This window comes from Glaciihabitans sp. UYNi722 (assembly GCF_040549465.1).
GTDB lineage: Bacteria > Actinomycetota > Actinomycetes > Actinomycetales > Microbacteriaceae > Lacisediminihabitans.
On the sequence record NZ_JBEPTL010000002.1, the window covers coordinates 210,742 to 236,940 of the forward strand.

Sequence of the window (26,199 nt, forward strand, 5' to 3'; positions counted from 1 at the left end):
ACAATGCCATCAAGGTAGGTTGGGATCTATGCCGCGATGGAGTCCCGATGCCGAACTACGCCTGAGGGCGGCAGCCTTCGAGCTCTTCGAGGAGCGCGGCTTCGACTCGGTTACGATCGCAGAAATCACGGATCGTGCCGGTCTCACCCGCCGGTCTTTTTTTCGCTACTTTCCAGACAAACGCGAAGTACTCTTCAGCGGATCGGAGAAGCTGCCGGCGATCGTCGAGGAAATGCTTGCCAATTTTCCTGCCGAAATCGCTGCTCGGGATGCGATTTTTCGCACCCTGTCAGAGATTGGGAATTTCCTTCTACAAGATCGGAACGCTCAGGCTTTTCGGCAGCAACTCATCGACAGCAGCTCCGAGCTCCGTGAGCGCGAGCGCACCAAGATGGCTGCCTTTGCAACATCCATCACCAACGGCCTCTTCCGACGTGGGAACTCAAGCGAGGAAGCACAGATTCTTGGGGTCGTGGCTGCAGAGATCTTCCGGAACGCATATGTTCGCGCGCTACGGGAGGCCGACGTAATTCCGTTCGAACGACAACTTGACGCCTCACTCGCACCACTGGCGCTGTTTGGGTCGTTTGAAAAAACGGAGATTGAACTACGCTGAGCCAATATTGTGGACGTGGGTAGCGTACTGAGGCTCCGTTTTCTGTTAACGGTCGGTGGCGGGGATCCACCGGTAGAGCGTCGGGATCGAGACGCCAAGGTTATGGGCGACATCGGTGGCGGAGGCGCCCTGGGCGAGGAGCTGCTTCGCTGCAGCGATTTTGCGATCGGTCATGAGGCGTTTCCGGCCGGGTGGGCGTCCGATTTTGCGGGCGGCTTCGAGTCCGGCTCGGGTGCGTTCGATGGTGACCCCCGAAAATCGCTTAGCGTAGGCCAAGGTCCGTTTTCTCAAACGCCCCCTTAGGAGACACGAGTGTGAAGAATCGTATGGAGAGCTGACAGCGGTGATCGTGGCGAACGATCACGATGAGCGTATTCTGGCTAGATAATCTAGCCAGAAAGATTTCGATGGAACCGATCAACATACTCGACGCCCGCAATACCCTCTCCAAACTCGTGTCCCAGGCGCAAGCAGGGGTCGACGTGGTCATTGCCAAGCGGGGCAAGCCGATTGTTCGTCTTGTGCCGATTGCGGATTCGGCCAGGAACACCGGCGAAACTGTGGCGCGCTGGCTGGATGGGCATCGAATTTCAGCATCGGCCACGAGAACGCCAGCCGAACTGGACCAACAGATCGCTGACGAACGCGATGGATGGCAATGATCTACCTTGATTCATGCATTGTGATCTACGCAGTGGAGGGCAACGACGAGCGCGGCGACCGAGTTCGCCAGCGGCTTGTTCAGGCAGGCTCATCTGTTGTCGCGATCAGTCCACTGGTGATGTTGGAATGCCTTGTAGGTGCGCTCAAATCCGACAATCTGAACCTGCGCGATCACTATACGAGAGCATTCGAACAATTTCAGACCCTCGAACAGGATGTCGAAGTCTTTCTCCGTGCTGCGGAGCTTCGTGCACGTCACGGCCTCCGAACCCCTGACGCGCTTCACCTCGCCACCACGCAGCTCACGCTGTGCGACGAGCTATGGACGAACGACAACCGACTCGCTGCAGTATCGGGCGGCATCGCTGTGGATGTTCTCCACAGCTGAACGCGCGAGCCCTTCACCTAAGCCAGCACGTCCCCGAGATCGTAGGCGATGGGACGGTCGAGCTGCTCGAAGGTGCAGGAGCGCGCATCACGATCCGGCCGCCATCGGAAGAACTGCGCCGAATGCCGGAAGCGCATACCCTCCATCTGGTCGTAGCGCACTTCGATGACGCGTGAGGGCTCCAGCTGCACGAAGCTCATGTCCTTTCCCGCCGAGAACCGGGTGCGTTCCCGTTCCCCCGTGACGGCCCTTCCCGACTCGTCGGTGACGACCAGTGGAGCGAGTTCATCGACGAGCTCGAGCCGCCTGGCATCCGTGAAGGCGGATGCCCCGCCCACATTCTGCAGTTCTCCGTTCGCGTCGTAGAGGCCGAGCAGCAGCGAGCCGACGCCGATGCCGCTCTTGTGCACGCGATAGCCGAGCAGCACGACATCCGCTGTTCTGGCGTGCTTCGTCTTGAACATGATCCGTTTGCCGGGGGAGTAGGCGGCGGCCAGAGGTTTCGAGACCACGCCATCCAGACCCGCTCCCTCGAACTCGACCAGCCAGCGCCTGGCGAGTTCGACGTCACGGGTCACCTGGGTCATATGTAGGGGAGCCGCGGCGTCGGCGAGCAACGTCTCCAGTGCCGATCGACGCGATTCGAACGAGTCATCCAGCAGCGATCGATCCTTCTCGGCCAGGAGGTCGAAGGCGACGAAGGCGGCGGGGGCGTCGACGGAGAGCTTCGCGATGCGGCCCTCGGCGGGGTGAATGCGCTGCGACAGCGCCTCCCAATCGAGGTGCTCGTGACCCGGGTTCCCGACCCGCACCACGATCTCGCCGTCCAACACGCAAGCGTGCGGCAGCTGGTCGGTGAGCGTCGCCACCAGTTCGGGAAAGTAGCGCGTCAGCGGCTTCGAACCGCGACTACCGATCTGGATGTCGTGGCCGTCGAAGTAGACGATCGCCCGGAATCCGTCCCACTTGGGCTCGTAGCTGAGGCCTCCGGCGATGCTGTCGGGCTCCGGGACGGTCGGCATCACCTTCGCGAGCATGGGGCTGATGGGGGTGTCGGGGCCGAGGTCCATGCCTCGATACTGCTCCTAGAGCGGCGTCGGCGCGAGCCCGTAGTCGTTGGGGCCGAGAACCGGGGGAAGTTCCGCGAGGCGCTGCAGGGCATCCCTCACAGCCCCCACATAGATCAAGCCGCCCGGTGTGCCGGGATGGATCTGGTCGCGGGAAAGCAGGTTGAGATGGCCAGCAATTGCGTCTTTCCAGTTGGCGAGCTCCACATTGCGGTAGCGCTGGGCGAACTGGGCGAGGGTGACGTTGACCCCGTCGGTCCAGCCGCGAGGGGCCTGTACGTTGACGACGACAATCTGGTGTTGCGAGCCGATGATGCTGCGGATGTGGTCGAGTGCGGCTCGTTGGATGGGTCCGTTCGTCCCCAGACCGATGATCAGCGTCGATCTGAGCGTTCCCGCATCATCGAGCTGCTGCAGAAGCTCCGGCGCAGAGGAGAGCTGTCGCGAAACCACGGCATCGATCTGGATGCCGGGGAAGCCTGCCTGCAACCCTGGTGCGGAGGCGAGCATGACCGAGTCGCCGATCGCGGTGATCTGGTCCCCTCCGGGCAGAGCAGACTGTGGGCGCGCACCAGGTGTCAACGGCCCGCCATCGGCATCCGGGCTGGGCGTGAGAGTCGGAGCTGGCGACGAGATCACGTGTTGCCCCTGCTCGATGGAGAGTTGCGCCGCGGTCTCGCCAGGATCGTCGGAGATAGCAGCCCAGGTGGCGGTTCCCGATGTGAACACCAGGAGCACTGCGACTGTCGATACGGCGATCCTGACTCCCGAGCCGAACCAGGAGCGGAGAGTTGCACGGACCCCTGCATGGCGGATCGGTTGTTCGACGAAACGGTAGGAGAGCGCCGCCGCCAGCACCGTGATCACGAGCGCGGCACCGCCGAGAGCCCAACCCGAGAGGCTTGTGCGCTGCCACCCTGGCAGGGCAGCGAGTATCAGGATGAACACTGGCCAATGCCAGAGGTAGAGGCCGTACGAGCGCTCGCCGATCCAGCGCAGCGGTGCCAGATCGAGAACCCGGCCGAGCCAGGACCGGGGCCCGATCGAACCGAGGATCGCGATCGCGGTCAGGATCGCGACCAGCACGAGGCCGCCCTCGTAGACGAGCGCGTCATCGGCCGGCAGCAGCGCGGCGATGGTAGCCAGGCCGAGCACCGAGAGGCCCCCCAGCAGCGGCCACAACCAGCGCACGCGCACCGCTTTCGCAATGGCGGAGGTCGACCACGGATGAATCGCCAGAGCCAGCACCGCGCCGATGGCCAGCCCGAAGCTGTGGGTGTCAGTGCCGTAGTACACACGGGTCGCATCCCCGCCCGGAGCCTGGATCACGGCCATCGACACCGCAGAGGCGACGGCGATGAGGCTGACGATCGCCAGTCGCAGCCAGCGCAGGCGGATGACCACCAGCACGAGGACCAGCAGCGGCCAGACCAAGTAGAACTGCTCTTCGACGGCGAGCGACCATAGATTGCGGAACAGCTCGGGGGATGCCTCGTCGAAGTAGCTCTGACCGACGGCTATCGAGAGCCAGTTGCTGCTGAAGGTCACTGCGCCGAGCACCTGCCGGCCGAGGTGCACCAGCACGTCACCGCCGATAAGCCACGCCGCAGTACAGCAGGCCAGCAGCAGGATGCCGAGTGCCGGCAGCAGCCGCCTGGCGCGGCGTCGCCAGAAATGGCCGAGTCGAATGCCTCCGGTAGTCGCTCGCTCGCGCACGAGGAGCCCTGTGATGAGGAATCCGCTGATCACGAAAAAGATATCGACGCCGATGTAGCCGCCGGGCAGGAATCCGGGAGTCAGGTGGAACAGGATCACGGCACTCACCGCGATCGCGCGCAGACCGTCGAGCCCGGGAACCCTGGACGGAGAGGATGTTGCCGCCGGTTGGGTGGGAGGCAGCGTCGGGGGAGTGCGAATCGCCACGGCTGCGGGCTTGGCTGCCGCGACCGACTGTGGTGCAGCAGCACTTTTCTTCACCGGCGCCGACCTCGATACCGATGCGGGCGAGGGAGCTTTCTTCGGAGTCGCCGTCGGTCGTTTCGTCGGTGCCGTCGGTTTCTTCGAGGGTGCGGATGCCGGGGCTTTCTGGGGCGCGGATGTCGGCTTCTTTTTCGCCCCTGTCGCAGGCCCGCTCCCAACCGGAGTCGCTTCCGCTGACTTCCGCGCAGCTGCGGTCGTCTTTTTCGGGCGTTGGGGAGAGGAAGAATTCATTGTCGGCCATCTGAGTTTCGTGGGGTCCGCGGCTGAGGTCAACTTGACGGCGGCGGTTCATCGGATCGGCGCCAATATCGCAAGAACCCGGTCCGCGCGTGGCATGTCACCGGGATGTGAGTGCGATCGGGATTTGGCGAGTTACATCGAGTTGTCGCCGTGGTGCATCACAGTGATTCGAAGCCGGACCAATGACCGAGTTGGAGGAAGGTGAATTAGTCACTACTTGGTGGAATAGGTCGTCCGGCCCTGCTGATTGTGTCACTGGGTTGCCACATTCCACCCCGATGAGCATCCTGATGATGTCGAGATCTGCATCGATATCGCCCACGATGTCCGTCGGTCGCGGGCACTTCCTTGGGCTCGAGATGGACCTCGACCTCCTGCGTCTCTCGAGTTGTGTCACGAGCCTCGATGCAGCGCGAATTGAGAATCGGCGCCAATAGACTCGGTGCGTGGCGGCGGATGACCTGGTGACGGACGAACGGGCGGCGACCCGCATCCGTCTCGACATCGCCTACGACGGTGGCGACTTCAACGGCTGGATGCGGCAGCCGGAACTCCGCACGGTGCAGGGCGATCTCGAAGCAGCCCTAGAAACGATCTTCAGCCGATCCTCAGAACCGCCGACCTTGACCGTCGCCGGACGCACCGACGCCGGCGTTCACGCTGTCGGCCAGGTGGCGCATCTCGACCTCAGCGAGAAAGAGATCAGGAGTCTCGCGCGGCCGCGAGGCAAATCATCCGCGCCCAAGGCCATCTTCGACACCGCCGCCACTCTCGCACGACGGATCAACGGCATCCTCAGTCTCGAGTCCGACATCTACGTCACTCGCGCATCCCTCGCCCCCGAGGGATTCGACGCGCGCTTCTCCGCCATCTGGCGTCGTTACCAATACCGGGTCGCCGACAACGCCGGTCCGCGGAATCCGCTAGAGCGCAACCGCACGCTCTGGTATCCGGCACGGCTCGACCTGGACCTCATGAACCAGGCCGCCGAATCGCTTCTCGGCCTGCACGACTGGGCGGCTTACTGCAAACCGCGCATCGGCGCCACCACAATCCGCACCCTGGAGGAGTTCTTTTGGACGAGGGAGCCCGATGGCGTGCTCGTCGCCCATGTCAAAGCCGACGCTTTCTGCCACAGCATGGTGCGATCTCTGGTTGGCGCCAGCATCGCCGCCGGGCAGCACAAGCTCGAGGTCGACAGGCTGGTGATCGTGCGTGACGAACTCGAGCGCACCAGCGAGTTCAAGGTCATGCCGGCCAAGGGCCTCGTGCTCGTCGAGGTGGGGTATCCGGAGGATTCGGAACTCGGACCTCGCGCCATCCAGACACGCGCACGGCGTGCCTTCGCGGATGCCGCCGCCTCGACGCGCGAAAACGTTCCAGAATCCGCGTCATAGTTCTGCCATTTAGGTATGTCTTCTCCATGGGAGGCGACAACTCGGTTCAGGACCTCCGTCGGCAAGTAAACAGAGGTACTTCTGTCGGCGTGGATACCTGGCCAGTCGCTGACCCCTGGGTAACCCGAATCTACCCTTGGCCACTAGGCAGGCTCGCAGTCTGACCCGAAAACTTAGGCTGCGAGTCCTAGAACCTGCATTCACCGACGACGACGTTTGACCGAGTCGGTCTCGGTGGACTAGCCTTGACCCTTGGTGCCTGCGCTGACGTTGTGCGGCATCCGAACTTGAGCCCTCCACCGGCAGCGTTCCCTCGAGTATTTCCTCGCGGAACACCCATCGGAGTGGGATTCACGAACGCCTCATTTCGACAAGAAAGCAGTACCACTGTGACGCGCACCTTTTCTCCCAAGCCCGACGATGTCCAGCGTGACTGGGTCATCATCGACGCAACCGACATCGTTCTCGGTCGCCTCGCCAGCCACGCAGCCGTTCTGCTGCGCGGCAAGCACAAGGCCACCTTCGCCCCCCACATGGACATGGGCGACTTCGTCATCATCATCAACGCAGAGAAGGTCGCCCTCACCGGTGCGAAGCTCGCGCAGAAGAAGGCGTACAGCCACTCCGGTTATCCGGGAGGCCTGAGTTCGATGACCTACGTCGAACTGCTCGACAAGCACCCAACTCGCGCCGTCGAGAAGGCTGTTCGCGGCATGCTCCCCAAGAACTCCATCGGTCGTGCACAGCTCACGAAGCTCAAGGTCTACGCCGGCGCCGAGCACCCCCACGCTGCCCAGCAGCCCAAGACCTACACTTTCGGCCAGGTCGCGCAGTAGCGCGCACCTAGACTCTGCAGACTTAAGACATAAGGATTCCCACAATGGCGAAGATCGAAGATTCCATTTCCGACACGGCCGGCGAAGCCGTAGTCGAGTCGTACTCCACTGAGAGTGCCCCCGAGGCGGCCGTCAAGACGCCCCGCGCTGTACTCAACGTTCCCGGCGCGGCCGTCGGTCGCCGCAAGCAGGCCATCGCCCGCGTGCGCATCGTTCCCGGCTCCGGCAACTTCGTGGTCAACGGCCGCGAACTCGCGGACTACTTCCCCAACAAGCTGCACCAGCAGCTGATCAACGACCCGTTCAAGGTGCTCGACCTGCTCGGCAGCTACGACGTGATCGCCCGCATCACCGGTGGTGGCCCCTCCGGCCAGGCCGGCGCGTTGCGTCTCGGCATCGCTCGCTCGCTGAACCAGATCGACGAAGAGAACAACCGTGCCTCCCTCAAAAAGGCTGGCTTCCTGAGCCGCGACGCTCGCGTCAAGGAGCGCAAGAAGGCTGGACTCAAGAAGGCACGTAAGGCTCCGCAGTTCTCGAAGCGCTAACCAGCACTTCCACGGACTAGAGCTGTCATGCCGCGTCTTTTCGGCACCGACGGCGTTAGAGGCCTCGCAAACGAGAAAATCACAGTCGAACTGGCTGTGAGCCTTGCCCAAGCGGCATCAGTCGTACTGGGCAAGGGGCGTTTTGCGGATGGTCGTCGCGCCTCAGGTCGCCGCCCGGTCGGTGTCATCGCCAGGGACCCCAGGGTCTCCGGTGAGTTCCTCGCCGCCGCTGTCGCCGCCGGCTTCGCCAGCTCCGGGGTCGATGTTCTCGACGCGGGCATCATCCCCACGCCTGCCGCCGCCTTCTTGATCGCGGATATCAAAGCCGACTTCGGCGTTGTCATCTCCGCGTCCCACAACCCGGCTCCCGACAACGGCATCAAGTTCTTCGCGGTCGGCGGGACCAAGCTCCCCGACGAGGTCGAAGATCGTATCGAGGCCGCACTCGGGGAGCAGAAGCTCTCGCCGACCGGAGTCGAGGTCGGCCGCATCCGTCGCTTCGCCGATGCGGAAGACCGCTACATCGTGCACCTGATGTCCACGCTGCCCCACCGTCTGGACGGCCTGCATGTTGTGCTGGACTGCGCGAACGGCGCGGCATCCGGCATCTCCCCTGAGGTCTTTACACTCGCTGGCGCTCGCGTCACGGTGATCGGCACCGATCCCGACGGCTACAACATCAATGACGGAGTCGGCTCGACCCATCTCGACGTGCTCGCCGCCGCGGTGCTCGAACACGGCGCGGATGTCGGCATCGCTCACGACGGCGACGCCGATCGCTGCCTCGCTGTCGATCACCTCGGACGGATCGTCGACGGCGACCAGATCATGGCTATCCTCGCGCTGTCGATGAAGGAACGCGGACTCCTCAGGGAGAACACGCTGGTCGCGACGGTGATGAGCAACCTCGGCCTTCGCGTCGCGATGGCGGAGCACGGCATCACCCTGCTGCAGACCGCTGTCGGCGATCGCTACGTGCTGGAGGCGCTCAACGAGAAGAAACTCAGCCTGGGCGGTGAGCAGTCTGGCCACGTAATCATGAGTGATTTCGCGACGACCGGCGACGGCATCCTCACCGGACTGCAGCTGCTCTCTGAGATGGCACGTACCGGGCGGTCGCTTGCGGAGCTCGCCTCCGTCATGACGGTGTATCCGCAGATCATGGTCAACGTGCGGGGAGTCGACCATCACGGATTCGCCTCTGACGAGGTCATCGCCGCGGCTGTGAAGGCTGTGGAGGCCCGGCTGGGCGGCGGAGGTCGCGTACTGCTGCGTCCATCCGGAACCGAGCCGCTGGTGCGGGTGATGGTCGAGGCCGAGGAACAGTCTGTGGCCGAGGAGATCGCCAACTCGCTGGCGGCCGTCGTACTCGAGCGGCTCGCGCTTTAGAGCTTGCGCAGCAGCACGCTGCTGACTGTGTGGTCGGCACTCTTGCGCAGAACCAGGTCGGCCCGCGATCGCGTGGGCAGCACGTTTTCTCGCAAGTTCGGCTCATTGATGCTCTTCCAGATGCCCGTCGCCGTGGAGATCGCCTCCTCACGGGTGAGGCTGGCGAACCGGTGGAAGTACGACTGTGGATTAGCGAAGGCACCCTCCTGCAGCGTGAGGAAGCGGTCCACATACCAGGTGGCGATATCGGTCGTGCGGGCGTCGACATAAACGGTGAAGTCGAAGAGATCGCTGACCGCGAGGCCGTGCCCGTTGCTCGGCGGCTGGAGCACGTTGAGGCCTTCGACGATGAGGATGTCAGGGCGACGCACCACCACTTCGGCGTCGGTGACGATGTCGTAGCTGAGATGTGAATAGAAGGGTGCGCGCACCTCCTCCGCGCCGCTTTTCACCTTGGTGACGAAGCGCAACAGAGCCCGGCGGTCGTAGGACTCGGGGAATCCCTTACGCTGCATCAGCCCTCGGCGCTCCAGCTCGGCGTTCGGCAGGAGGAATCCGTCGGTCGTGATGAGTTCGACCCGTGGCGTGTCCTCCCAGCGGGAGAGCAGCTCGCGAAGGAGGCGCGCGCTGGTCGACTTGCCGACAGCGACCGAGCCGGCGACACCGATGACAAAGGGGGTGCTCTCCGAGTCCCGGTGCAAGAACCGGGAGGTGTCATTGTGCAGCTGCTTGGCGCCGACGGCATAGAGGCTGATCAGTTTGCTGAGCGGCAGGTAGACCTCGGTCACCTCGCGCAGGTCGAGTCGGTCACCGATTCCCCGCATCTCGACGATCTCTGTCGGGGTGAGAGGCAACTCCGTGGTCGGGGCGAGTTCCGCCCAATCTGCACGGTCGATTTCTACGAACGGCGTCGAGTGCGCGTGGTCAGGCATAGGCCAACAGGTTACCGGAGACGATGGGGGTGCGCGGCCGCACGGATGTCGACCGGCCGTACCGTAAAATCAGGCGCATGTGTGGAATCGTGGGCTACGTCGGCAGTGACCAGAGCATCGAAGTGCTACTGGGAGGTCTGCGTCGACTCGAGTATCGCGGCTATGATTCCGCCGGCATCGCCGTCATCGACGCGGATGGCGAACTGCACACCCGCAAGCGCGCAGGCAAACTGCAGGTGTTGATCGACGACCTCGACACCGTCGCGCTCGCCAACGGCTCGACCGGTATCGGTCACACACGCTGGGCCACCCACGGCGGACCGAACGATGAGAACGCGCATCCGCACCTCGGTGACGAGGGCAGGCTCGCACTCATCCACAACGGCATCATCGAGAACTTCGCGGAGCTCAAGGCCGAGCTGCTGCTCGATCACCCTGACGCCGTCTTCACGAGCGAGACCGACACCGAGGTCGCGGCACTGCTGGTCGGCTTCGAATACCAGAAGACCGGCGACCTCTCGCAGGCGCTGCGTACCGTCGTCGCCCGCCTGCATGGAGCGTTCACACTCCTGGTGCTGCACAAGGACCAGCCGGGCGTCGTCGTCGGCGCTCGCCGCAATTCGCCTCTCGTGATCGGCCTCGGCGACGGCGAGAACTTCCTCGGATCGGATGTCGCCGCATTCGTCGAGCACACCCGTCGCGCCGTCGCCATCGGGCAGGACCAGATCGTGACCATTACTGCGGATGCCGTGACCGTCACCGATTTCGACGGCAACCCCGTCGACTCCGAGGAGTTCGAGATCACCTGGGACGCTTCCGCCGCCGAGAAGGGCGGTTGGTCGAGTTTCATGGCCAAGGAGATCAGCGAGGAGCCTGAAGCCATCTCGAAGACACTCCTCGGCCGTATCGCCGACGGCGCTGTGCGGCTGACCGAACTCGACGAGTTGGGCGATGAGGTGCTCAAGGACGTCGACCGTATTGTGATCCTCGGCTGTGGTACCGCCGCATACTCTGGAATGCTCGGCAAGTACGCCATCGAGAAGTGGGCGAAGCTGCCCGTGGAAGTTGAGCTCTCGCACGAGTTCCGCTACCGCGACCCGGTGATCAGCGATCGAACCCTCGTCGTCTCGATCAGCCAGTCCGGCGAGACCATGGACACGCTCATGGCGGTGAAGTACGCCGTTGCTGCCGGCGCGAAGACCCTCTCGATCTGCAACACGCAGGGGGCGACCATCGCCAGGGAGTCTGACGCCGCGATCTACACGCACGCCGGTCCGGAGGTTGCCGTCGCATCCACGAAGGCTTTCGTCGCCCAGGTCGCCGCCCTCTACCTCTTCGGGCTGCACCTCGCACGGGTGCGTGAGACGCTGCCGGCATCCGAGATCGCAGGGCTGCTCGACGAGCTCGTCGCCTTGCCCGACCAGCTGGTCACCGTGCTCGAACAGCAGGACGCCATCAAACAGTTGGCCGGATGGATGACCGACACGCGCTCCGTACTGTTCCTCGGTCGCCACGCTGGCTATCCGGTCGCGCTCGAGGGTGCCCTCAAACTCAAGGAGCTCGCCTACATCCATGCGGAAGGTTTCGCCGCGGGGGAGCTCAAGCACGGGCCGATCGCGCTGATCGAGCCCGGCCAGCCGGTCTTCGTGATCGTGCCGAGTCCGCGCGCCAAGGACTCGCTGCACAAGAAGGTGGTCTCGAACATCCAGGAGATCCGTGCTCGTGGCGCTCGCATCCTGGCGATCGCCGAGCAGGGGGATGCCGCGGTGCTGCCCTACGCGGATGTCGTGATCCCGATCCCGCTTGCCTCAACCCTGTTCGAGCCGCTGCTCGCTGTTGCGCCGCTGCAGATCTTCGCGATGGAACTGGCTGCGGCCAAGGGGCTCGACGTCGACCAGCCGCGCAACCTCGCCAAGTCCGTCACCGTGGAATGACTCCATGATCATCGGTATCGGCGTCGATGTCGTCGACCTTGCTCGCTTCACACGTGCGGCCGAACGAACGCCGGGCCTGCTGACGCGACTGTTCGCTGAGAGCGAACAATTGGACGGCGATGTGAAACGCCCGCTGCCCTCGATGGCAGCCCGGTTTGCGGCAAAAGAGGCCCTCATCAAGGCGATCGGCGATTCGACAGGAGTGCGCTGGCATGACATGGCCATCGTTTCCGACGGACTGCGCAACCCGTCCTTCGAGGTCTACAACTCGCTCGCCGGCATCGTCGCGGACCGCGGCATCAGCTCGATTCACCTGTCGATGAGCCACGACGCCGGTGTCGCCATTGCCTACGTCGTCGCCGAGGGGGACGGATGACGCCCCGCCCGTTTCGCGAGGCCCGTATCGACCTCGGCGCGATCGCCCACAACGTGCGAGAGCTCAAACGGCAGCTGGGCGACACCCTCGTGATGGTGGTGGTGAAGTCCAGCGGGTACGGTCACGGAGCCGTGCCGGTCGCACGCACCGCGGTCGAGAACGGTGCGGACTGGCTGGGCGTGGTAGCGATCTCCGAGGCCCTGGAGCTTCGATCGGCTGGGGTCACCGCTCCCGTGCTGGCCTGGCTGCACGATCCGGAGGCGAGTTTCGACGCGGCCATTGCGGGCGACATCGACATCGGGGTGAGCTACGTCGAGCAGCTCGAGCGGGTGGCTGCGGCATCCGGCACCGCGTCTGTGCAGCTCAAGGTCGACACGGGTCTCGGCCGCAACGGTGCCGCCGACTCCGAATGGCCGGAGTTCTTCGCCAGGGCCGTCGAGCACGAGCGTGCAGGGCTCATCAGGGTGCGCGGCCTGTGGAGCCACCTGGCCAACTCCGGCGAGGCGGAGGATCTCGAGCAGATCGCGGCTTTCGAGCGTGCCATCGGGCTCGCGAAATCGGCCGGGCTGCACCCGGAGATCCTGCACATTGCAGCCACGGCCGGCGCGCTCCGTGTGCCGCGATCGCGCTTCGATCTCGTGCGAATCGGACTCGGCACCTACGGACTCTCGCCCTTCGACGATGCCACCTCCGCGGAACTCGGTCTGCGTCCCGCGCTCGAGTTGAGTGCGGCGGTCGCCTCGGTCAAGGGGATGCCGGCGAACAGTGGAGTCTCCTATGGATACGACTACCGCACCGCCGCCGATACCAGCCTCGCCCTGGTGCCACTCGGCTATGCCGACGGGGTGCCGCGCCACGCGACCAATCGCGGGCCGGTCTCGATCAACGGCCGCACCTACCGCGTCGCAGGCAGGGTCGCGATGGACCAGTTCGTGGTCGATGTCGGCGATGACGATGTGAAGGTCGGCGACCGCGCAATACTCATCGGCGACCCCGCGACGGGCGTGCCGTCCGCGGAGGACTGGGCTCGGGCATCCGACACCATCAACTACGAGATCGTGACGCGCCTCGGCGGCAGGATCGAGCGGACCTACCTGCCATGAAGCTCGTGATCGAAACGCCGGAAGACATGGCTGAGCTCGGGGAGCGGCTCGCCCGTCGTTTGCGCGCCGGTGACCTCGTGGCATTGAACGGCGAGCTCGGAGCGGGCAAGACCACGCTCACTCGTGGCCTCGGCGAAGAACTCGGAGTGCGTGGGGCCGTCACGAGCCCGACCTTCGTACTCGCGCGTACCCACCAGCGCCTCGACGGCGGAGCTCCGCTCGTTCACGTTGATGCCTACCGGCTGTCCAGTTCCGCGGAACTCGATGACCTCGACATCGACTACCCGGCCTCCATCGTCGTCGTCGAATGGGCGGCTGGCATGCTCGACGGCGTTACCGAGGACTGGCTGGAGATCGGTATCGAGCGCCCGATCGGCGGGGTGGCGACCGAGGACGGCGTCGAGGCACGCGAGGTGACGATCATCGGGCACGGCCATCGGTGGAATGACCTCGAGCAGTTGTAGTGAATAGGCTGGTCTGATGCTCCTCGCGATCGACACCTCGGCCGGCACCTCGGCGGCCGTCGTCGACAGGGATCGGGGGTCGATCGTCGAACTCAGTGAAGCGGACACCCGTCGGCATGCGGAGGTCATCGGCGAGATGATCCAGCTGGCTCTCGAGCGCTCCGGGGTGGCCGTCGCCGATCTCTCCGGCGTGGCAGTCGGAATGGGCCCGGGACCCTTCACCGGTCTTCGCGTCGGTATCGCCGCCGCGCAGACCTTCGCTTTCGGAGCCGCCATACCGCTGGTTCGGGTGGTGAGCCACGACGGCATCGCCTGGGGTCACTATGCCGCAGGCAACAGTGGACCGCTCCTCGTGGTGACTGACGCGCGTCGCCGCGAGGTCTATTGGACCGCATACTCCGGCGCGGACGCGGAAGGCTTACCAGTGCGCGTGCAGGGGCCGGGATTGTCGAAGCCCGAAGACGTGGCGTCGGCGGCGGTCGACGGATATGCGGGATACTCGCGGTTGGACGCGAGCGAGGTGTCTGCGGCATCCATCGGTCTGCTCGCCGAGGGCCTCTACCTGCACGGACGCGAGTTCGCAGGCCCGGAGCCGCTCTACCTGCGGTCTCCGGATGTCACGCTCTCAGCCGGCCCGAAACGGGTGAGTTGATGACCTGGCAGTTGCGCCGCGCGTCAGCGGCCGATCTCGGCCCGATCATGGAGCTGGAGACGGGCACTTTCGGCACCGACGCCTGGTCGAGCGACGCCATGCTGGGCGATCTCGTGAACGCCCAGTGTTACTACCTGGTGGCGGAGCGGGTCGGATTTCCTGGCATCATCGACGGCTATGCCGGGCTGTTCGCGCCGCAGGGAGCGCACGAGGGCGACATCCAGACCATCGCCGTCGCGGAGGACGCTCGCCGAGGGGGACTCGGACGCACCCTCATGCAGGCGCTCATCGGCGAGGCCCGCAAGCGTGGGGCCATCGAGGTCTTCCTCGAGGTGCGCGCAGACAACCCTGGAGCGAAGAATCTCTACGACACCCTCGGTTTCGAGGAGATCGCCGTGCGGGTCGCCTACTACCAGCCAGACGGGGTCGACGCGATAGTGATGCGCCTGAGGATTCCGGAACCCCAGCTGAGGCCGGCGATGATCCCATGACCGATTCGGCACCCCCCGAGCCGCTTGTGCTCGGCATCGAGACCAGCTGCGACGAAACGGGTATCGGCGTCGTGCGCGGTACCACGCTGCTCGCCAACGTGATCGCCTCATCCATGGACGAGCATGCCCGCTACGGCGGTGTCGTACCGGAGATCGCGGCGCGCGCGCACCTCGAGGCACTCACTCCGACCCTGAAAGCGGCGCTCGCCGAGGCAGGCGTCACCCTGCAGGAGCTCGATGCGATCGCGGTGACCAGCGGTCCTGGACTTTCCGGAGCGCTGATGGTCGGCGTTGGTGCGGCCAAGGCGCTCGCTGTGGCCCTCGACAAGCCGCTCTATGCCGTCAATCACCTGGTCGGGCACGTCGGCGCCGATGTGCTGCGTGAAGACGGTTCGGCGATCGAGTTGCCCACCATCGCCCTGCTCGTCTCAGGCGGACACACGTCGCTGCTGCTGGTGCGCGACCTCGTCTCGGATGTCGAACTGCTCGGCGAGACCATCGATGACGCTGCGGGTGAGGCCTTCGACAAGGTGGCCCGCCTGCTCGGCCTCCGCTATCCCGGCGGTCCGGAAATCGACCGGGCCGCTGTCGGCGGCGACCCGAAGGCGATCCGCTTTCCCCGTGGACTCAGTCTCCCCAAAGACAGGGAGAAGCATCGCTACGACTTCTCCTTCTCCGGGCTCAAAACCGCTGTCGCCCGCTGGGTGGAGCAGCGGCGTGATTCCGGCGAGGAGGTGCCCATGGCGGATGTCGCGGCCAGTTTCCGCGAGGCCGTCACCGACGTGCTGCTCACCAAGGCTGCCGCCGCCTGCCGGGATCTCGGCGTGCCCCGCCTGTTGCTCGGCGGGGGAGTGGTCGCGAACGCGCGCCTCCGCGAGGTGGCCGTCGAACGCTGTGCGGCAGCGGACATCGAGCTGCGGATTCCTCCGCTCTCGCTCTGCACCGACAATGGCGCCATGATCGCGGCCATCGGGGCGCAACTGATCCGGGCGGGCCACGGTCCATCTGATCTGTCTTTCGGCGCGGACTCGACGCTTCCCGTCACGGAAGTGCAGGCAGGAGTACATTACTGAGCGAGCGTCATTCGCTCACCGACGATTATTAGGAGCAACGATGTCTACAACACCACCCGAAGAACCGACCACTCCTCCCTCTGCCCCGACGCCCCCGTCGGCCCCCAGCGCCCCTCCGGCATACAGCGCACCAGCCGTTGCCGGTGCCGCCGGAGGGAAGAAGGCACTGAGCCTGACATCGTTCATTCTCGGCATCGTTGGCGTCGTGCTGTTCCTGCTCAACTGGGTCGCCATCGTCATCGGAGTCGTCGCTGTCATTCTCGGCTTCATCGGCAAGTCGCGTGAGCCTGGCGCACCCCGCTGGATGTGGCTGCTCGGAATCATCTTCGGGTTCGCCGCCATCGTCATCGGAGCCATTGTGCTCATCGCGAGCATCGCTCTCCTGGCCGCCTACCGGAACGGCAACCTCGGGACTGTGACTCCGTAGCGTTTACTACTCATGGGCCCGCGCTGATCAGCGCGGGCCCTTTTCGGGGCCGCGGCCCGGATTGACAGCCCGCGCACTCCCTGCCACTATGGGCACCGCCGGAAGAATGTTCCCTCACCAACTTTGGAGTTTCGCAATGTCTGACGACAATCTCACCCCGCCGCCCCCGCCTCCTCCCGCAGCCCCGGCAGCTTCGCCCTACGTGGCGCCGCCGGCCGGACCGAGCAAGGTTCTCAGCCTGATCGGAATGATCGCCGGAATCGTCGGCGTCGTCATTTCGCTGTTCGGTGGATTCGGCTTCATCTTCTCCATCGCCGCCGTCGTTCTCGGCTTCCTCGGCAAGTCGAAGGAGGGCATTCCGGCCAAGCCTTTCTGGCTGACCGCGCTCATCACCGGATTCGTCGGAATCGGCATCTCACTCATCTGGCTGATCGTCTACATCATCATCTTCGCCACCGCTGCGGCGTCGGTCAGCAGCTACAACAACTACTAAAAACACAGTTGCGAAAGGCCCGCGCTCGGCGCGGGCCTTTCGTCGTTAAGCCCGTTCCGCGAGTAGCGCCGTGTGCTTGCCGGCGACTCGCGTGACAAAGAGCGTCGCGCTGTTCTTCCCCTTGAGGGCGAGTTTCGTGCGCAACTGGGCGGGGTCGACATCCACGCCACGCTTCTTGATCTCCAGCGTGCCAATCTCCCGGGCTGCAAGAGCCTTCTTAAGCTTTCGCTCATCGAAGGGAAGTGTGTCCGTGATGCGGAAACGATTGGCGAAGGGGGTGTCGACCGCGGCATCCGCTGTCAGGTAGGCGATTCCGGTGCTCAGCATCCTCGCGTCGATTCGGCGCGCGAGGTCGCCGATCAACCTGGCGCGGATGACAGCGCCATCGGGTTCGTACAGGTACTCGCCGAGCGTGCCGGTCTCGACATCCGCGCAGTCGACATCCGAACTGAGTTCCGCCGTGCCGTGGTCGCCGATCACCAGAGCGGATCGACGAATGCCCGGGCGCGCCACAGCGCCGAACCAGAGGCCGAGCTCGACGACGTCGTGATCGACGGAGATCCACTGCGCCTCGGCCTCGACCGGGATGAGGTCGCGATCGATGCCCGGCCCGAGTTTGATGCCTGTCGGTTGACGGCTGCCGATCTCGAAAGCGAAGTCGAGGGTCGGCGAGTAGTCCGCAGGATTCGTGAGGCGCGAGGTGTTCTGGTGGCCGGCCGTGCGGCGAGCCGGGTCGAGGTAGACGCCGTCGAATGCGTCGAGGTCGATGCTCGCGGCATCCGCGTTGACGACCTCGGCGTTCGGCCACGGAGCCAGGTTGTAGGAGGCGATGGCGGCGGTGACCTCGTCGAGTTCCACGGCCGTCACGTCGAGGTCGAGTGCCGCGATCGCGAGGGCGTCACCGCCGATCCCGCAGCCGAGATCCACGATGCGGCTGAGGCCTGCCGCCTGGAATCGGCCGGCGTGCATGGCCGCGACCCGCAGCCGAGTGGCCTGTTCGAGTCCGGCCTCGGTGTACAGCATGCGCGCCGCGAAGGGGCCGAACTTGCCCTCCGCTTTGGCCCGCAGCTTCGACTGGCCGAGCACCGCGGCGACGAGGCCGGGGGAGTGACCGGCCTTGCGCAGCTCGCCGACGGTCCTCACGACATCCGCTGTCGTCTCGTAGCGCGGAAGCGAGTCGAGTAGCCGCAGGCCGTCGCTCGACAGCAACTCCTGCAACTCAGTCCTGTCCATCCGCCCCATTCTGGTACGAAAACGCAGGAGATCCGCCGCGAACGCCTCAATCACTGCCTCGTTGGTAGCGGATGCGGCGGATCTCCTGCGTTTTCGTAAGCACGGTCGGGCGTAACTTCTGGCACTCCGATTGCACGAGTGCTAATGCGCGGCTAAGCTACATCTGGCACTCTCACAGTGAAAGTGCTAACCCAAGATTTCGAAGTTTTGAGAAAGAAGAGGTCAACCGTGTCGGTCTCCATCAAGCCGCTCGAGGATCGCATTGTCATCAAGCAGGTCGAGGCTGAGCAGACCACTGCTTCCGGTCTCGTCATCCCGGACACCGCGAAGGAGAAGCCCCAGGAGGGCGAGGTCGTCGCAGTAGGTCCAGGTCGCATTGACGACAACGGCAACCGCGTCCCGCTCGACATCGCCGTTGGCGACAAGGTCATCTACTCCAAGTACGGCGGAACCGAGGTGAAGTACGGCGGGGATGACCTGCTCGTGCTCTCGGCTCGCGACGTGCTCGCGGTGGTCGTCCACTAACTACGTTTCGTGAGAAGGCCCGTCCGGTTCGCCGGACGGGCCTTTCGCATATCCCTGATCGTGGCGGCACGCGCGTCCCGTCGCGCCTTGCCGAAGGCCGCCTGATCGCCCGGTACAGTTCGGAATGATCCCCGACCCAAGGACCAACATGCCGCGCTCCCGACCGCTCATCGCCCTCGTCGCGGCCGCAGTGACGATCTCAGCTCTGGCAGCATGCACGGCCACCGCTCCGATGCCGGTCCCGACTACCACGCAGAGTGCGACACCCAGCGGTGACGGTGTTCTCCGCATCGGCACACTCTTTCCGACCACCGGTGCGCAGTCCTACCTCGGCCAAGGGCAGGCGGCAGGCGTCGAGGCAGCGGTGCGCGAGATCAACCAGGCCAGTGGTGTGCTCGGCAAGCCTGTGGAGGTATTCCATCGCGACTCAGGGGATGCCACGACCGACACACTCGAGAAATCCTTCGCCGACCTGCAGACGAAACCGATCGACGTGATCATCGGCCCGTCGTCGTCAGTGCTCGAAGAGCGCCTGCTGCCCAAGGTGGTCGCGGCGGGCATCCCGCTGATCTCTCCGGCTGCGACCTCGGTGCGGCTGAGCAGCCTGAACGACACCGGATACCTGTTTCGCACCATCCCCTCCGCGGCCCTGCAGGGCGCTGCCCTCGGGGCGACCATTGGAGGTGGCAAGGCCAAGGTCGCGATCGTATATCTGGACGATGACACTGGCAACGCCGTGCTCGGCACGCTGAAGGCGAGTCTCAAGAAGTCCGGCGGCACACTCGTCGTCGCCCAGAAATACGTCGCCGACACCAAAGATTTCGCGCCGGTCATCGATGCTGTGAAGAAGGCGACACCGGATGCGGTGGTCTTCGTGAGTCCGTTCAGCGCGATGGAGCAGAACAAGGTCGTCATCACCCAGCTCTCCGCTGCGGGCTTCGGCGGAGCGAAGCTGTGGCTCACCAGCGACAACATGGCGGACTACTCCCAGGCGCTTCCGGCAGGCACCCTCACGGGCGTGAACGGCATCCTCGAGGGTGCAGAACCCGACGCAGCGTTCACGGCGAAGGTCAAGGCCGCGGATCCCGCTGTCGCCAATTTTCTGTATTCCGCAGAGGCCTACGACGCCACGGTTCTCGCCGCACTGGCCGCGACGGTCGCCCACGATGACGGCGGGCTGTCGATCAAGAGCCGACTGCGGGAGGTGTCGGAGGGCGGTATCAAATGCACCAGCTACCGCGAATGCCTCGACGTGCTCACGACCCGATCCGACATCGACTACGACGGCATCTCCGGCCCCATCGGTTTCGACAGGCGAGGCGATCCGAGCCCGGCACACTACGGCATCTATAAATACGATGCGGGCAACAGGTTCGCGCGAGTGAGCGGCGTCGTCGGCGGTTAGGCATCCGAACCCCGGAGGTGGAATAGCCGGGGCCTTATGCCGTTAATATTGACTACCGGAGTCCACAGTCGTAATCCGGCTTTTCACTCAGCATCAGCGGGAAAAAGAGGACACATGGACCAGCCAGATCCCTTCGGCTTTATCGGACTCACCTACGACGATGTCATGCTGCTGCCCGGTCATACCGACGTCATCCCGAGCGAGGCGGATACCACCACTCGCCTGAGCCGCCGGATCACGGTCTCGGCCCCCCTCCTCTCCTCCGCCATGGACACGGTCACCGAATCCCGCATGGCCATCGCGATCGCCAGGCAGGGCGGTCTCGGCGTATTGCATCGCAACCTCTCAATTGCCGACCAGGCCGACCACGTCGACAGGGTGAAGCGCTCAGAGTCCGGCATGATCACCAATCCGGTCACCACCACCCCCGACGCCACCGTCGCAGAGGTGGACGCGCTCTGCGGACAGTTCCGCATCTCCGGTCTTCCCGTCGTTGACGAGCAGGGCATCCTTGTCGGCATCATTTCCAACCGCGACATGCGCTTCGTCTCCCCGTTCGAAAAGTCGACGACCTTGGTGCGCGATGTCATGACGCGCATGCCACTCATCACCGCCCCTGAGGGCATCGACCCGGATGACGCTGTCGCGATCTTCGCGCAACACAAGATCGAGAAGCTGCCGCTCATCGATGCCGAGGGCCGGCTGCGCGGCCTCATCACCGTCAAGGACTTCGACAAGTCGGAGCAGTATCCCAACGCGACCAAGGACGACGCAGGGCGTCTCCGCGTCGCCGCCGCGATCGGCTTCTTCGGCGACGCGTGGGAGCGTGCGATGACCCTCATCGACGCCGGCGTCGACGCACTCGTCGTCGACACGGCTAACGGCGACAGCGCAGGGGTCATCGACATCATCCGCCGCCTCAAGAGCGACTCGGCCGCCAGGCACGTCGACATCATCGGCGGCAACGTCGCTACGCGCGGCGGCGCCCAGGCTCTGGTGGATGCCGGCGCTGACGCGATCAAAGTTGGCGTCGGCCCCGGGTCCATCTGCACCACGCGCGTCGTCGCCGGCGTCGGGGTACCCCAGGTCACCGCGGTGTACGAGGCTTCTCTCGCGGCGCGGGAGAGCGGCATCCCCGTGATTGCGGATGGCGGACTGCAGTATTCCGGCGACATCGCCAAGGCGCTCGTCGCCGGTGCCGACACCGTGATGCTCGGGTCGCTGCTCGCCGGCTGCGACGAGAGCCCAGGCGACCTCATCTTCGTGAACGGCAAGCAGTTCAAGAGCTATCGCGGCATGGGTTCTCTCGGGGCGCTGCAGAGTCGGGGAGAGAAAACCTCCTACTCGAAGGACCGCTACTTCCAGGCCGATGTGCCCTCCGACGACAAGCTGATCGCTGAGGGCATCGAAGGGCAGGTTCCCTACCGCGGCCCGCTCTCCGCCGTGGCGTACCAGCTGCTCGGCGGCCTCCGCCAGTCGATGTTCTACACCGGTGCGCGCACCATCCCGGAGCTCAAGCAGAAGGGTAAATTCGTGCGGATTACGGCTGCCGGCCTGAAGGAATCCCACCCCCACGACATCCAGATGACCGTCGAGGCGCCGAACTACTCGCGCTAGCTGCTCGTTGGTTGCTGCTCGTTGGTTACCCTCAACCCGGGTCATTGCGGCCGTGCCGGGTCAATGTAGTGACCCGGTACGGCCGCAATGACCCCGATGCACCGTCGCGGTCCACTCCTCACCGTCGGCCTGCGACATCCGGAGTCCCCAGCATGACGGCGTGCGGCTTGCGACCGCCAGCGAGCCTGTCACTCTCGTGCGATGGAGAATCTGGCCACCACGAACGGTATCTTTCTTACCTCTGATCTACGTGCTTTCGGACTCGACGGTTCGATTTTTCGCAAGGCGGCCGCACGTCGCCAGCTGGTACGACTACATCGAGGCGCATTCATGGATGCGGCGGACTTTGCGCAACTCGGCAGGAACGAAAAATATCGGCAGCGTGTGATCGGGGCTCTCATGGCGAGCAGGGGAGATCCCGTCGCCAGTCACGCTTCCGCCGCCGCGCTCTGGCGGCTTCCGATTATCGGTGGTTGGCCGGAGGTGGTGCATGTGCTGGCGCCGAAGTCCACTGGCACACGCACCGAGAACGGATTCACCAGGCACGCGCGAGGGTTCGACGACACGATTGTGCGCATCGACGGTGTTCGTGTCACGTCCCTTCATCAGACGCTCCTCGATGTGGCCGCGACTGCGACCTTTGCCTCGGCGGTCACCTCCATCGACAGCGCTCTCGGCCACGAGTTGGTCACGGGGGAATCGCTACTGAGCAGTTTCGACGCATCGGCGATGACGCGCTATCGTCGTCGGACTCTCCGCGCCCTCGAGTTCGGCACTCCTCTGTCAGGCTCAGCGGGGGAGTCGCTTAGCCGCGCCAATATCCACGAACTCGGTTTTCCCGCTCCGGTCCTGCAGGCGTCGTTTCGTGACGCGCGTGGGTATATCGGTGATACTGACTTCTGGCGGCCGGAGCACAACCGGATCGGGGAGTTCGATGGATTCGTCAAGTACACGAGGGCCGAATACACCGGCGGCCGACCGATCGAGGAGGTCGTCTTCGCCGAGAAGGTGCGCGAGGATCGCCTTCGCGCCACCGGACCGTCTGTCTCGCGATGGTTGTGGGACACGGCACTGCATCCGAAGCAGCTCTATGACCTCCTCTACGAGGCCGGGTTGCGGTCGAGTCGGCGCGGGGCATGATGACAAATGGGTCGATTAGGGAGCGACGGGTCATTACGTTGACCCGCTCGGGCCGCATTGGCCCGGTTTTCGCATTCCGGGCGAGGGGTCTGGGAGACGCGGCACCATCCGGAGCAACGGGCGACCCGGGTAGGCTTGACCCGTGAGTGACGTAGAAATCGGCCGCGCTAAGCGCGCTCGCCGAGTGTATGCCTTTGACGACATCGCCATCGTGCCGAATCGACGTACCCGAGACCCTCAGGACGTGTCGGTCAACTGGAGCATCGACGCGTACCAATTCTCGATTCCGATCCTCGCAGCGCCGATGGACTCCGTCGTGTCACCCGCGACAGCCATTCTCATGGGCAAGCTCGGCGGTCTCGGCGTGCTCGACCTCGAGGGCCTCTGGACGAGGTACGAGAACCCTGAGCCGCTATTCGAGGAGATCCGTTCGCTGCCGTCCGGCGAGGCGACCAGGCGCATGCAGGCGATCTACGCCGAGCCGATCAAGCCGGAGCTGGTGAAGACGAGGCTCGAAGAGATCCGCGCCGCGGGCGTGACGGTTGCCGGCGCACTCTCCCCGCAGCGCACCCAGGAGCTTTACCAGACCGTGGTCGAGGCGGGCGTCGACCTGTTCGTCATCCGCGGTACCACCGTGAGCGCGGAGCACGTCTCCAAGAGCCAGGAACCACTCAACCTCAAGAAGTTCATCTACGAACTCGACGTTCCCGTGATCGTCGGAGGCGCGGCAGGCTACACGCCCGCTCTTCACCTCATGCGTACCGGCGCGGCAGGCGTGCTCGTCGGGTTCGGTGGCGGAGCAGCATCCACCACTCGCGCCGCGCTCGGCATTCACGCTCCGATGGCGACGGCGGTGGCGGATGTCGCCGGCGCCCGCCGCGACTACATGGACGAGTCGGGCGGCCGCTACGTGCACGTCATCGCCGACGGCGGTCTCGGAACGTCGGGGGATATCGCGAAGGCCTTCTCGGTCGGAGCTGATGCGGTGATGCTCGGTTCCGCGCTGGCACGAGCCACCGACGCCCCTGGTGGCGGCTGGCACTGGGGTGCGGAAGCGCACCACGATCAGCTTCCCCGAGGCAACCGGGTCGAGGTCGGCTCGATCGCGCCGCTCGAGGAGATCATCTACGGGCCATCCACAGTCGCGGATGGCACAGTGAACCTGGTCGGCGCCCTGCGCCGGTCGATGGCGACAACCGGATACTCCGACCTCAAAGAATTCCAGCGGGTCGAAGTGGTTGTGGCCCCGTACCCGCCATTCGCAGGACGGCGTTAGCCGCCACAGCGGCTCAATCGAAAGAGGCAGTGTGATGGCCAAGCTGAAGACGGTAACCCGCTCGACGAAACTGGGGCCGGAGGAGCGCGCCGCAGCCATCGTCGCGCTGAAAGAGAAAGAGCTGGACATCCTTGTCGTCGGCGGCGGCATCGTCGGCACGGGGAGCGCTCTCGACGCAGTGACTCGTGGTCTGCGGGTCGGCATGGTCGAGGGGCGTGACTGGGCCAGCGGCACCTCCAGCCGATCATCGAAACTGGTGCATGGCGGCATCCGTTACCTGGAGCAGCTGGACTTCCGGCTCGTGCGTGAAGCTCTCAAGGAACGCGGGCTGCTTCTGCAGCGCATCGCCCCGCACCTCGTCAAGCCGGTGCGCTTCCTGTATCCGCTCAACAAACGCTTCTTCGAACGCATATATATCGGTGCGGGCATGCTTCTCTACGACGTATTGAGCTACACCGGTGGTCGCCCTCCCGGTGTGCCGCATCACCGCCATCTCACCAGGGGCCAGGTGATGCGCTCCGCACCGAGCCTCGCCCATGACGCCATGATCGGCGGCATCACCTACTACGACGCCCAGGTCGACGACGCCCGGTATGTCGCCTCGCTGGCTCGCACGGCATCCTTTTATGGTGCCCATGTGGCGAGTCGTGTTCGCGTCGAGGGCTTTCTCAAGGTCGGCGAGCGTGTCGTCGGCGTGAAGGCCCACGACCTGGAGACCGGCGAGCGTTTCGAGATCAAGGCGAAGCAGGTGGTGAACGCCACCGGAGTGTGGACGGATGACACCCAGTCGATGGTCGGCGAGCGCGGGCAGTTCAAGGTGCGGGCCTCCAAAGGCGTGCACCTCGTGGTGCCTCGCGACAGGTTCCAGTCGAATGTCGGGCTGATCCTCCGCACCGAGAAGAGCGTGCTTTTCGTGATTCCGTGGGGTCGGCACTGGCTGGTCGGTACGACCGACACGGACTGGCACCTCGACAAGGCGCACCCGGCAGCTACTGCGGCCGATATCGACTACATTCTCGAGCACGTGAACAAAGTGCTCGCGGTGCCGCTGACCCGCGAAGACGTCGAAGGTGTCTACGCTGGCCTGCGCCCGCTACTGGCCGGGGAGTCGGAGCAGACCTCGAAGCTGTCACGTGAACACCTGGTGGCGCACAGCGTGCCGGGCCTGGTGGTGATCGCCGGCGGCAAATGGACCACCTACCGGATCATGGCCAAGGACGCGATCGACGCCGCGGTATCGGCACTCGACGCGAACATCCCGAAGAGTGTGACGCAGGACATCAGCCTGCTCGGCGCCGAGGGTTACCAGGCCGCGTGGAACAAGCGTGCCAAGATCGCCCGCGCTTTCGGCGTGCACAAGGTTCGAATCGAGCACCTGCTCAACCGCTACGGCGTGCTGACGGATGAACTGCTCGACCTCATCCGCGAAACCCCGTCGCTCGGCAACCCGCTTCCGGGCGCTGACGACTATCTCGAGGCGGAGGTCGTCTATGCGGCTACGCATGAGAGCGCCCTGCACCTCGAGGACGTACTTGCTCGCCGTACCCGTATCTCGATCGAGGCCTGGGACCGTGGCATTTCCGCGGCGCCCGTTGCGGCCAAGCTGATGGGCGACGTGCTCGGCTGGAATGCGGAGCGCGTGGATCGCGAGGTCAACAACTACCTCAAGCGCGTGCAAGCTGAGCGAGACAGCCAACTTGAGCCCAACGATGAGTCCGCGGACCGCGTGCGGCTCGAAGCGCCAGATATCATCAACGCCAAGTAACACTCTGCAGGATGCGCACCGCTATCTGTGCGGCCCACGAGGCGTGTCCGCTGTCGTGTGGGGGGGGGGGGGGGGGCCGCCCCCCCCCCCCCCCCCCCCACCCCCCCCCCCACCCCCCGGCAACCCCGCGCGGGGAGCCCCCACAGTAAACCCCCCGGGGGGCGGGTGTGAC

28 protein-coding genes are annotated in these 26,199 nt (G+C 64.8%); 23 read left to right on the top strand and 5 right to left on the bottom strand.

The features are described 5' to 3' along the window. Positions 1-28: 28 nt before the first annotated feature. Positions 29-616, top strand: coding sequence for a TetR family transcriptional regulator (locus tag ABIB56_RS02400; RefSeq protein ID WP_354567250.1), 588 nt, complete (start codon positions 29-31; stop codon positions 614-616). 45 nt (positions 617-661) lie between these two features. Here ABIB56_RS02400 and ABIB56_RS02405 read toward each other — a convergent pair whose 3' ends face one another. After that, positions 662-907, bottom strand: a complete 246-nt coding sequence (locus ABIB56_RS02405) for a helix-turn-helix domain-containing protein (protein ID WP_354567251.1) — start codon at positions 905-907, stop codon at positions 662-664. 116 nt (positions 908-1,023) lie between these two features. Here ABIB56_RS02405 and ABIB56_RS02410 point away from each other — a divergent pair, with 116 nt between their 5' ends. Then, complete coding sequence (locus ABIB56_RS02410; RefSeq protein WP_354567253.1) at positions 1,024-1,278, top strand: type II toxin-antitoxin system Phd/YefM family antitoxin; 255 nt, start codon at positions 1,024-1,026, stop codon at positions 1,276-1,278. Next, positions 1,275-1,667 (top strand): type II toxin-antitoxin system VapC family toxin, encoded by a 393-nt coding sequence (locus ABIB56_RS02415; RefSeq protein ID WP_354567254.1) that lies wholly within the window; start codon positions 1,275-1,277, stop codon positions 1,665-1,667. The genes ABIB56_RS02410 and ABIB56_RS02415 overlap by 4 nt, the downstream gene beginning before the upstream one ends. Before the next feature lie 17 nt (positions 1,668-1,684). Here ABIB56_RS02415 and ABIB56_RS02420 read toward each other — a convergent pair whose 3' ends face one another. Both ABIB56_RS02420 and ABIB56_RS02425 read right to left on the bottom strand, forming a co-directional pair. Next, the gene (locus ABIB56_RS02420; protein WP_354567255.1) at positions 1,685-2,737 is read right to left on the bottom strand and encodes an ATP-dependent DNA ligase; all 1,053 of its coding nucleotides are present in this window, start codon (positions 2,735-2,737) and stop codon (positions 1,685-1,687) included. A gap of 15 nt (positions 2,738-2,752) precedes the next feature. Continuing rightward, positions 2,753-4,657, bottom strand: coding sequence for an acyltransferase family protein (locus ABIB56_RS02425; RefSeq protein ID WP_354567256.1), 1,905 nt, complete (start codon positions 4,655-4,657; stop codon positions 2,753-2,755). On the opposite strand from ABIB56_RS02425, the gene ABIB56_RS02430 reads away from it, so the two are divergent. The 5 genes from ABIB56_RS02430 to glmM all read left to right on the top strand — a co-directional run bounded on the left by ABIB56_RS02430 (position 4,644) and on the right by glmM (position 9,121). Continuing rightward, a complete protein-coding gene (locus tag ABIB56_RS02430) occupies positions 4,644-5,159 on the top strand; it encodes a hypothetical protein (protein ID WP_354567257.1) in 516 nt (171 codons plus the stop codon). The genes ABIB56_RS02425 and ABIB56_RS02430 overlap by 14 nt on opposite strands. Positions 5,160-5,400: 241 nt before the next feature. Next, positions 5,401-6,351 (top strand): tRNA pseudouridine(38-40) synthase TruA, encoded by a 951-nt coding sequence (truA, locus tag ABIB56_RS02435; RefSeq protein WP_354567258.1) that lies wholly within the window; start codon positions 5,401-5,403, stop codon positions 6,349-6,351. 389 nt (positions 6,352-6,740) lie between these two features. Further along, a complete protein-coding gene (gene rplM, locus ABIB56_RS02440) occupies positions 6,741-7,187 on the top strand; it encodes a 50S ribosomal protein L13 (RefSeq protein ID WP_354567259.1) in 447 nt (148 codons plus the stop codon). Between the two features lie 44 nt (positions 7,188-7,231). Next, the gene (gene rpsI / locus ABIB56_RS02445; protein ID WP_354567260.1) at positions 7,232-7,732 is read left to right on the top strand and encodes a 30S ribosomal protein S9; all 501 of its coding nucleotides are present in this window, start codon (positions 7,232-7,234) and stop codon (positions 7,730-7,732) included. Positions 7,733-7,759: 27 nt separating this feature from the next. Continuing rightward, on the top strand, positions 7,760-9,121 hold the full coding sequence (gene glmM, locus ABIB56_RS02450; protein WP_354567262.1) for a phosphoglucosamine mutase: 1,362 nt from the start codon (positions 7,760-7,762) through the stop codon (positions 9,119-9,121). On the opposite strand, the gene coaA is transcribed toward glmM, so the two are convergent. Beyond that, positions 9,118-10,053 carry a type I pantothenate kinase gene (coaA, locus tag ABIB56_RS02455; protein WP_354567263.1) on the bottom strand — a complete coding sequence of 312 codons (936 nt, stop codon included), beginning with the start codon at positions 10,051-10,053 and terminating at the stop codon, positions 9,118-9,120. The genes glmM and coaA overlap by 4 nt on opposite strands. Before the next feature lie 77 nt (positions 10,054-10,130). Here coaA and glmS point away from each other — a divergent pair, with 77 nt between their 5' ends. The 9 genes from glmS to ABIB56_RS02500 all read left to right on the top strand — a co-directional run bounded on the left by glmS (position 10,131) and on the right by ABIB56_RS02500 (position 17,066). Further along, on the top strand, positions 10,131-11,987 hold the full coding sequence (gene glmS / locus ABIB56_RS02460) for a glutamine--fructose-6-phosphate transaminase (isomerizing) (protein WP_354567264.1): 1,857 nt from the start codon (positions 10,131-10,133) through the stop codon (positions 11,985-11,987). A gap of 4 nt (positions 11,988-11,991) precedes the next feature. Then, positions 11,992-12,363 (top strand): holo-ACP synthase, encoded by a 372-nt coding sequence (locus tag ABIB56_RS02465; RefSeq protein ID WP_354567265.1) that lies wholly within the window; start codon positions 11,992-11,994, stop codon positions 12,361-12,363. After that, positions 12,360-13,466 carry an alanine racemase gene (alr, locus tag ABIB56_RS02470; protein ID WP_354567266.1) on the top strand — a complete coding sequence of 369 codons (1,107 nt, stop codon included), beginning with the start codon at positions 12,360-12,362 and terminating at the stop codon, positions 13,464-13,466. Before ABIB56_RS02465 ends, alr begins: the two co-directional genes overlap by 4 nt. After that, the gene (gene tsaE / locus ABIB56_RS02475) at positions 13,463-13,930 is read left to right on the top strand and encodes a tRNA (adenosine(37)-N6)-threonylcarbamoyltransferase complex ATPase subunit type 1 TsaE (RefSeq protein ID WP_354567267.1); all 468 of its coding nucleotides are present in this window, start codon (positions 13,463-13,465) and stop codon (positions 13,928-13,930) included. Before alr ends, tsaE begins: the two co-directional genes overlap by 4 nt. A 16-nt stretch (positions 13,931-13,946) precedes the next feature. Then, positions 13,947-14,582: a tRNA (adenosine(37)-N6)-threonylcarbamoyltransferase complex dimerization subunit type 1 TsaB gene (tsaB, locus tag ABIB56_RS02480; protein ID WP_354567268.1), complete on the top strand. Its 636-nt coding sequence runs from the start codon at positions 13,947-13,949 to the stop codon at positions 14,580-14,582. Next, positions 14,582-15,073 carry a ribosomal protein S18-alanine N-acetyltransferase gene (rimI, locus tag ABIB56_RS02485; RefSeq protein ID WP_354567269.1) on the top strand — a complete coding sequence of 164 codons (492 nt, stop codon included), beginning with the start codon at positions 14,582-14,584 and terminating at the stop codon, positions 15,071-15,073. Before tsaB ends, rimI begins: the two co-directional genes overlap by 1 nt. After that, positions 15,070-16,146: a tRNA (adenosine(37)-N6)-threonylcarbamoyltransferase complex transferase subunit TsaD gene (gene tsaD, locus ABIB56_RS02490; RefSeq protein ID WP_354567270.1), complete on the top strand. Its 1,077-nt coding sequence runs from the start codon at positions 15,070-15,072 to the stop codon at positions 16,144-16,146. The genes rimI and tsaD overlap by 4 nt, the downstream gene beginning before the upstream one ends. Before the next feature lie 40 nt (positions 16,147-16,186). Continuing rightward, positions 16,187-16,573, top strand: coding sequence for a hypothetical protein (locus tag ABIB56_RS02495; RefSeq protein ID WP_354567272.1), 387 nt, complete (start codon positions 16,187-16,189; stop codon positions 16,571-16,573). A gap of 136 nt (positions 16,574-16,709) precedes the next feature. After that, positions 16,710-17,066 carry a DUF4190 domain-containing protein gene (locus tag ABIB56_RS02500; protein WP_354567273.1) on the top strand — a complete coding sequence of 119 codons (357 nt, stop codon included), beginning with the start codon at positions 16,710-16,712 and terminating at the stop codon, positions 17,064-17,066. A gap of 45 nt (positions 17,067-17,111) precedes the next feature. Here ABIB56_RS02500 and ABIB56_RS02505 read toward each other — a convergent pair whose 3' ends face one another. Continuing rightward, the gene (locus tag ABIB56_RS02505; RefSeq protein WP_354567274.1) at positions 17,112-18,299 is read right to left on the bottom strand and encodes a class I SAM-dependent methyltransferase; all 1,188 of its coding nucleotides are present in this window, start codon (positions 18,297-18,299) and stop codon (positions 17,112-17,114) included. A gap of 228 nt (positions 18,300-18,527) precedes the next feature. Between ABIB56_RS02505 and groES the strand changes: the two genes are divergently transcribed. The 6 genes from groES to ABIB56_RS02535 all read left to right on the top strand — a co-directional run bounded on the left by groES (position 18,528) and on the right by ABIB56_RS02535 (position 26,027). Next, positions 18,528-18,824, top strand: a complete 297-nt coding sequence (gene groES / locus ABIB56_RS02510; protein ID WP_354567275.1) for a co-chaperone GroES — start codon at positions 18,528-18,530, stop codon at positions 18,822-18,824. A 148-nt stretch (positions 18,825-18,972) separates the two neighbouring features. Continuing rightward, on the top strand, positions 18,973-20,229 hold the full coding sequence (locus tag ABIB56_RS02515; protein ID WP_354567276.1) for an ABC transporter substrate-binding protein: 1,257 nt from the start codon (positions 18,973-18,975) through the stop codon (positions 20,227-20,229). A gap of 114 nt (positions 20,230-20,343) precedes the next feature. Further along, positions 20,344-21,846: an IMP dehydrogenase gene (gene guaB / locus ABIB56_RS02520; protein WP_354567277.1), complete on the top strand. Its 1,503-nt coding sequence runs from the start codon at positions 20,344-20,346 to the stop codon at positions 21,844-21,846. Positions 21,847-22,047: 201 nt separating this feature from the next. Beyond that, positions 22,048-22,986 (top strand): hypothetical protein, encoded by a 939-nt coding sequence (locus ABIB56_RS02525; protein WP_354567278.1) that lies wholly within the window; start codon positions 22,048-22,050, stop codon positions 22,984-22,986. A gap of 142 nt (positions 22,987-23,128) precedes the next feature. Continuing rightward, complete coding sequence (locus ABIB56_RS02530; RefSeq protein ID WP_354567280.1) at positions 23,129-24,262, top strand: GuaB3 family IMP dehydrogenase-related protein; 1,134 nt, start codon at positions 23,129-23,131, stop codon at positions 24,260-24,262. Positions 24,263-24,296: 34 nt separating this feature from the next. Further along, positions 24,297-26,027: a glycerol-3-phosphate dehydrogenase/oxidase gene (locus ABIB56_RS02535; RefSeq protein WP_354567281.1), complete on the top strand. Its 1,731-nt coding sequence runs from the start codon at positions 24,297-24,299 to the stop codon at positions 26,025-26,027. Positions 26,028-26,199 lie beyond the last annotated feature (172 nt).